6 protein-coding genes are annotated in these 7,093 nt (G+C 44.2%); 4 read left to right on the top strand and 2 right to left on the bottom strand.

Annotated elements, in window-relative coordinates; translation table 11 throughout:
• Positions 1–150 precede the first annotated feature (150 nt).
• Positions 151–324, bottom strand: coding sequence for a hypothetical protein (locus tag Q0Y54_RS10610; protein ID WP_297967517.1), 174 nt, complete (start codon positions 322–324; stop codon positions 151–153).
• Between the two features lie 278 nt (positions 325–602).
• Here Q0Y54_RS10610 and Q0Y54_RS10605 point away from each other — a divergent pair, with 278 nt between their 5' ends.
• From Q0Y54_RS10605 to cdd, 4 genes are all read left to right on the top strand, one after another.
• Positions 603–1,316, top strand: coding sequence for a hypothetical protein (locus tag Q0Y54_RS10605; RefSeq protein WP_297967514.1), 714 nt, complete (start codon positions 603–605; stop codon positions 1,314–1,316).
• 69 nt (positions 1,317–1,385) lie between these two features.
• Positions 1,386–4,775 carry a DEAD/DEAH box helicase family protein gene (locus Q0Y54_RS10600; protein WP_297967511.1) on the top strand — a complete coding sequence of 1,130 codons (3,390 nt, stop codon included), beginning with the start codon at positions 1,386–1,388 and terminating at the stop codon, positions 4,773–4,775.
• A gap of 77 nt (positions 4,776–4,852) precedes the next feature.
• The gene (locus tag Q0Y54_RS10595) at positions 4,853–5,080 is read left to right on the top strand and encodes a hypothetical protein (RefSeq protein ID WP_297967508.1); all 228 of its coding nucleotides are present in this window, start codon (positions 4,853–4,855) and stop codon (positions 5,078–5,080) included.
• Positions 5,081–5,131: 51 nt separating this feature from the next.
• Positions 5,132–5,572, top strand: a complete 441-nt coding sequence (gene cdd / locus Q0Y54_RS10590; RefSeq protein ID WP_297967505.1) for a cytidine deaminase — start codon at positions 5,132–5,134, stop codon at positions 5,570–5,572.
• A 57-nt stretch (positions 5,573–5,629) separates the two neighbouring features.
• Here cdd and Q0Y54_RS10585 read toward each other — a convergent pair.
• A partial coding sequence (locus tag Q0Y54_RS10585) for a hybrid sensor histidine kinase/response regulator (protein WP_297967502.1) occupies positions 5,630–7,093 on the bottom strand: 1,464 nt, incomplete at its 5' end.

The raw sequence follows: 7,093 nt of genomic DNA, 5'->3' as shown, positions 1-7,093 counted from the left end.
TTGCCGTTCAGAAAGCCCTTGATGAAACCCAAACCTTATTTGATAGCTTAATGCAAGAATATTTTGGTTAAGTCGACAAATCCCGGTAGCTGTCAGCCAATCAGCCTTCGTTTTCAACTTGGCTTCTTGGGACAGCCTCGAGGGGGAGGTTTATAATGCTCTTGCTTCGCTTTCAGCTTGCAACAGCATAACAACCTCTCCCAAAAGTTGCCGTTCAGAAAGCCCTTGATGAAACCCAAACCTTATTTGATAGCTTAATGCAAGAATATTTTGGTTAAGTCGACAAATCCCGGTAGCTGTCAGCCAATCAGCCTTCGTTTTCAACTTGGCTTCTTGGGACAGCCTCGAGGGGGAGGTTTATAATGCTCTTGCTTCGCTTTCAGCTTGCAACAGCATAACAACCTCTCCCAAAAGTTGCCGTTCAGAAAGCCCTTGATGAAACCCAAACCTTATTTGATAGCTTAATGCAGGAGTATTATGGCTGATTTAGCAAAATCAACGATTTTCCTGACCTCAAGAAAATCGTTGATTTTAATGCATTTGACGAAACTAAGACTTACTTAACAGCTTGATATATGAGTTTTTTTGATAGGAGCATCCCTATGACACAAAAGCAACAAGTGATTGAAACCATGAAGGAAAATGGTGGATATGCTACATTTCAACAATTAAATCACCTTATGGATTTTAGTTCTTGGAAAACAAAGACTCCACAAGCCAGTGTCAGGCAAATAGTTCAGGTAAATGATGAATTTTTTAGAATTAAACCTGGGCTGTGGGCACTGACAGAATATAAAGATGAAGTCTTAAGAAGATTTCAAATTCAAGAGAATAATAGGGACAGTGAAGAAGCATTCAACCATTCATACTATCAAGGAATAATTGTTGAACTTGGTAATATGCATAACTTCAAGACTTATGTTCCTAGCCAAGACAAGAATCGTCTATTTCTGGAAAAGCGGTTGGCAGATATTACTACAGAAAATGAACTGCCTCCATTTACCTATGATTGTTTGGCAAGCAGGGCAAAGACTGTAGATGTTATTTGGTTTAATGAAAGAAAAATGCCAAGTCGATTCTATGAGGTTGAACATTCCACGAATATATCAAATTCACTGGATAAATTTTACGAATTGCAGGATTTTCGCGCTGATTTTTATATAATTGCCGATGAAAGCAGACGCAGACAATTCAATTCACTTATGGAAAGATCAATGTACAGTGAAATTGTGAAGTATGTGAAATTCTTTAATTATGAGAATTTAGTATTGCAATATGAACGGGAGTGTTCCCTTGCAAATATGGAAAGATTATGATTTTGCTGACATAAGCAAAATCATTGATGTTAGTGCATTGTTATAAAAATTAAAATGGGGGTGCCCGGTATGGCATCGAATTTTGAGCATTTGTTGGAGAAAAATGGATATGAGCATTTTGCCCAAGCAGCGGTGGAGGCTGAGCGGTGTCTGGCAGTGTCGCCTGCCAGTGCGGCTATTCATGCCCGTAAGGCGTTGGAATTAGGGGTAAAATTTATTTATTCCATAGAGCCGGAGCTAAATAATCCCTATAGGGAGACCTTGTCCGCCCTTATTCATAACCATGATTTTAAAGATATTATTGGCCTCGACCTATTCCGTTTGATAAAGTTTATTGTTCATTTGGGTAATACTGCGGTACATTCCAACAGCCCCATCAGACGTGATGATGCTGTATTGGCATTGCGCAACCTCCATAATTTCTGCGATTGGATAGACTTTTCTTATTCGGAGGAATATGAGCAGAAGGAATTCGATGTCAGCATTTTGCCTTCCTCAGAGTCTGAGCGTCAGACCAAGGAACAGCTTCAGGAGCTGGCGGATAAATTAAATAGCAAGACCCAGAGTATCGAGGAGCTGACCAAAGCCAACAAGGAGTTAATGGCCCAGCTCCAGCAGATGAAGGAAAGCAATCAACAGCAGCGCACCTTCCAGATAGATAAAATCAGCGAAGCGGAAACCAGGAAAAAGTATATTGATGTGGCATTGATGGATGCTGGCTGGCGTATAGCAGAGTCTGGGGTGATGTTCCCTAATTGTTATCCAGAGGTTCCAGTAGATGGTATGCCAAATACGACGGGACAGGGCTTTGTGGATTATGTGCTGTACGGACAGGATCAGCTGCCACTGGCGGTGGTAGAGGCCAAAAAGGCGTCGGTGGATTCATTGGTGGGGAGTCAGCAAGCAAAGCTATACGCAGATTGTTTGGAAAAGCAGTATGGCCGTCGACCGTTAATATTTACTACCAACGGCTTTGAGATTTTCTATACCAATGACTATATGCAGGAGGCACGGCGGCCGGTATCGGGCTTCTTTACTCAGGATGAGCTGCAGCTGGAGCTGGACAGACGGCAGAGCCGGATACCGCTGAACAATATTGAAATAGATGAAAAAATTACCGACAGGCCCTACCAAAAAGCAGCCATTATTGCTATTTGTGAGGATATCACCAATCATCATCGCAAATTTTTGGTGGTTCAGGCCACCGGTACGGGGAAAACCAGAGTGGCCATCAGCTTGGTGGATGTGTTATTAAAGCATAATTATGTGAAGAATATTCTGTTTTTGGCGGATAGAACGGCTTTGGTCCGGCAGGCTCAGGGCAAATTTGTGGAATTGCTGCCCAATCTCACCTGCTGTAATCTCCTGGAAAATAAGGATGATCCTGAGCAATGCCGCATGATATTTTCCACCTATCCCACCATAATGAATGCTATTGATGTGACCAAGAGCAGGGATGGCAGCCGCCTGTTTACGCCCGGGCACTTTGACCTCATTATTTTGGACGAGGCCCATCGCTCCGTATATAACAAGTATCAGGATATTTTTAATTATTTTGATGCCATGCTGGTGGGGCTGACGGCAACGCCAAAGAGCGAGATTGACAAGGACACCTATGGGGTGTTTGATTTGGAGAAGGGGAATCCCACCTATGCCTATGAGCTGGATACGGCCGTGGCAGAGAAATATTTGGTAACCTACAGCACTATGGAGTACAAGGACAAGATAATGGAGAATGGTGTTCATTATGATGAGCTTTCCGAGGAGGATAAGCGTCATTTTGAGGAAACCTTTGCTGATGATCCTGCCATCAGTGTTACTAAGGAAGTGCCCAATACTGCGGTAAATAAGTGGCTGTTTAATCAGGATACCATAGACAACATGCTTAAAGAGCTTATGGACAAGGGCTTGAAGGTGTCCGGTGGGGATATTTTAGGCAAGACGATTATCTTTGCCCGAAGCAGCCGTCATGCCAAGGCGATAGTTGAGCGGTTTAATACATTGTTTCCGGAATACGGCGGGGCTTTTATCAAGGAAATTGATTATAGCATTAAGTACGCAGACAGCCTGCTGGCTGAGTTCAGTACCAAGGAAAAATACCCGCAAATTGCAGTGTCAGTGGATATGCTGGACACGGGTATTGACGTGCCGGAAATCCTTAATTTGGTGTTTTACAAGAAGGTTAAGAGCTATGCCAAATTCTGGCAGATGATTGGCCGTGGAACCCGTCTTTGCAAGGATTTGTTTGGACCGGGGCAGGATAAGGAGAAGTTTCTGATTTTTGATTTCTGCGGTAATTTTGATTTCTTTAGGGAAAATACCAACGGTCAGGAAAATAGTAAACAGCTTACTTTGGTGGAACGGATTTTCAATACTAAAACGGAAATATTGCGTTCCTTGCAGGAAGCAGAATATACTGTTGATGAGGAATATGCAGCTTTCAGAAGATCATTAGCAGAGGATATGTGTCATGATGTGACCAGTTTGAACGATGACAGCTTCCGGGTAAAGATGCGCCGGGAACAGGTGGCCACCTATCGGGATATAAATAATTGGCAGGATTTGGATGAGATAAAGGTTGCAGAAATAAAAAACAAGATTGCTCCGATTATTATGCCAAAGGATAAGGATGAGCTGGCCCGGCGGTTTGATTATGTGATGTACAGCATTATGCTGGGCAATCTTAATAAGACCAGTATAGATAAGCCAAAAAGTATTGTGGTGGAGAGCTGTACAATGCTGACAAAGAAGTATACCATTCCCCAGGTAGCCGCCAGGCGTGAGCTGATTGAGGGGGTGCTGAGGGATGAATATTGGAATGAAGCCAGACTGCCGGACTATGAGCAGGCCCGAGAAGCTCTGAGAGAGCTGATGCAGTTCATTGATAAGGATAAGCAGAAGATATATTATTCCCACTTTGAAGATAACTTCACCGCTATTAACCCAGGGGAGCCATTGAGTGGCGGCACCCAGTTAAAGCCATATAGGGAACGGGTCCGGAGCTATCTGAAAGGGCATGAGGATACCTTGGCGGTGTATAAGCTGCGCAATAATAAGCCATTGACCTCTGTGGACATGAAAATGCTGGAGGACATTTTGTGGCAGGAGCTGGGAACAAAGGACGAATATACCAAGGATTATGGCGAAAAGCCTATTGGCCTGTTGGTTCGTGAAATCGTCGGTATGGAACAGTCGGCGGTAAATGAGGCCTTTAGTGATTTTATTTCTAAAGGTAATCTTAATAGTAAGCAGATTGACTTTGTGAACATGATTATTACTTATATTGTGAAGAATGGTAATATTGTGGATGTGAAAAAGACCTTCAGTCAGCAGCCCTTCAAGAATTTTGGCGGGGGAGTGAGCGTGCTGTTTAGGGATAAAATGCCTACAGTAAAGCTGATTATGGAGCAGGTGGCCCAGATAAAGAGAAACTCTGAAGAAATTGCTGATGTTTTGTGATAAACTGATGGTGAAGGAGTTGGTAATGATAATAATTAATTTTGAAAGAGAGGTGCGAGATTATGATGTATCCTTTTATGACACTGGAAGATAATACAGAGATCGTTCATTCTGAAATGTTGCCTGATAATAGAGTAAAGGTTTATGTGGAAAAACCAGATGCAAATGACTGTTTTCATGATATGACCTGTTATTTGCCAAGTTATGAGATAGAGAGTGTAAATGGATTTTCAGATGAAGAAGTTGCCGAGTATATGGAAATAATCCGCACAAATGCCGATATGATAACTAAAGAAGTCCTCTGAAAAACGCAATACTAATTGTAACAAAGGTATTATTATAGGTGGATAGATAATATGTACAATTATACTTTAACTACAGATTTTGACCGTAAGAATCTCATACAAAAAGCACTGGATAATATTTCCCATGCCTATGCACCCTATTCCCATTTTCATGTATCAGCGGCGGTGCTGATGTCTGATGGGAAGGTGTACACCGGGGTGAATGTGGAAAATGCTTCCTATCCGGCGGGGATATGTGCGGAGAGAAATGCTATTTTCCATGCCATAGCCCAGGATAAGGCCGCCAAGCTGGTGGCAGTGGCCATAGTGGGGGGGGCCGATGGAAAAATACAGGATTATTGTGCTCCCTGCGGTGTGTGCCGCCAGGTAATGCGGGAATTCGGCAATCCCCAGGAAATCACGGTCATTATGGCCAAATCCACGACGGATTATCAGGAAATGACCTTGGGGGAGCTGCTCCCCATGAGCTTTGGTCCTGAATTTTTGACTTAAAAACGCACAAGAAAAAGGCTCCGAATCCGGAGCCTTTTTTGCGCTTATCATTTTATGCTATTTTTTGTCAAACAACAATTCCTTCAGGGTTCCGAAGACCTTACTGATATCAATTGGCTTGGCCAGGTGGCCGTTCATGCCCATATCCAGTGCCTGCTGCTGGTCTTCCTTGAAGGCGTTGGCAGTCATGGCAACGATTGGAATATTGGCCTTGTCCGCATCCGTCATTTCCCTGATTTTCTGCGTGGCTTCATAGCCATTTAGCTTTGGCATCTGAACATCCATAAGGATAATGTCATAATAATTGGCGTCGTGGTCTGCCAGCATATCAACGCATTCCTGACCGTCCTTGGCCCGCTCCACGGCAAAGCCGCTGTCCTCCAGCAGGGTCATGGCAATTTCTGCATTCAGATCATTATCCTCGGCCATCAAAATCCGTTTTCCGCTGAAATCCAGTACCTCCGGAAGAACACTGCTTTCGTCAGCACCCTCAGGGGCTTCACCGATGCGGTGGGGCAGTCTGAAGGTCATTTCCGTTCCTTCACCCAGCTCGCTGTTGACTGAAATGGTGCCGCCCATGATGTCTATCATGCTTTTTACAATGGCCATGCCCAGCCCGGTACCCTGAATACCGCTTTGGGAGCTGGTGCGGGCCTGAGAGAACTGCTCAAAGATTTTGCTTACAAATTCCTTGGACATGCCTATGCCGTTATCCCGCACGGTGAATTCAATAATACATTCCCCATCCTTATTTCCCGGCAGCTCCCTGACACCGGCAAAGATACTGCCGCCCTCCGGGGTATATTTTACGGAATTGCTGAAGAGATTCATGATTATCTCGGCCACGTGGGTTCGGTCTATATACAGATACCGGTGCTTGATGTCACAGGAGCTGGAGAAATGCTGGTTTTTGTTTTTCATTTCCCCTTCAAATATTGTCATGCAGGACTCAAACAACTCCACCGCATCCGTCAGCCCTTCATCAATGACCAGCTTCTTGCTTTCAATGCGGGACATTTCCAGCACATTATTCAGGATATCCAGCAGCTGGTGACTGGCCATCTTGATTTTCTTGCGGTATTGCTTATTTTTTATGGTGTCCTCTGAGGACCGCTCCTCCAGCTCCGTAAAGCCGATGATGGCATTGAGTGGGGTACGGATATCATGGCTCATATTGTACAAAAAGGCTGTCTTGGCCTCATTGGCCTTTTTGGCAGCATCCCATGCCTCCTGGAGCTCCTCGTGCTGGTCATGGAGCTGTTGATGTAAAATCTTGGTTTTGGCCAGCTGGAAATCCTTTTCCTCTGACAACTCCTCGAGAAGTGACTCACGGGTCTGGAGGGCATCGTTCATGGCAGTCAGCTCTTCATTAAGCAGGGAAATCTCTTCCACCTGGTCGGCCAGCTTTTGATTTTGCTCCTCGGTGGTGCGGAGAAATGCGGTCTTTTTCTTGTTTTCTCGGCTAATAAAGAATATAACCACTAGGAAGAACAAGCTCAATATGCCTATAGGGAGCCAGAT

Origin of the sequence: uncultured Anaerovibrio sp. (genome assembly GCF_947302755.1) — a bacterium.
In the GTDB taxonomy this organism is placed as follows: domain Bacteria; phylum Bacillota; class Negativicutes; order Selenomonadales; family Selenomonadaceae; genus Anaerovibrio.
The sequence above is the reverse complement of the archived record's forward strand: the minus strand, read 5'-3'. Positions and strand labels throughout refer to the sequence as shown.

What these genes read in the sequence shown, in the direction of transcription:
- Q0Y54_RS10605 (WP_297967514.1), top strand. Translation starts at nt 603, where the DNA reads ATGACACAAAAGCAACAAGTGATTGAAACCATGAAGGAAAATGGTGGA.
- Q0Y54_RS10595 (WP_297967508.1), top strand. Translation starts at nt 4,853, where the DNA reads ATGACACTGGAAGATAATACAGAGATCGTTCATTCTGAAATGTTGCCT.
- Q0Y54_RS10600 (WP_297967511.1), top strand. Translation starts at nt 1,386, where the DNA reads ATGGCATCGAATTTTGAGCATTTGTTGGAGAAAAATGGATATGAGCAT.
- cdd (WP_297967505.1), top strand. Translation starts at nt 5,132, where the DNA reads ATGTACAATTATACTTTAACTACAGATTTTGACCGTAAGAATCTCATA.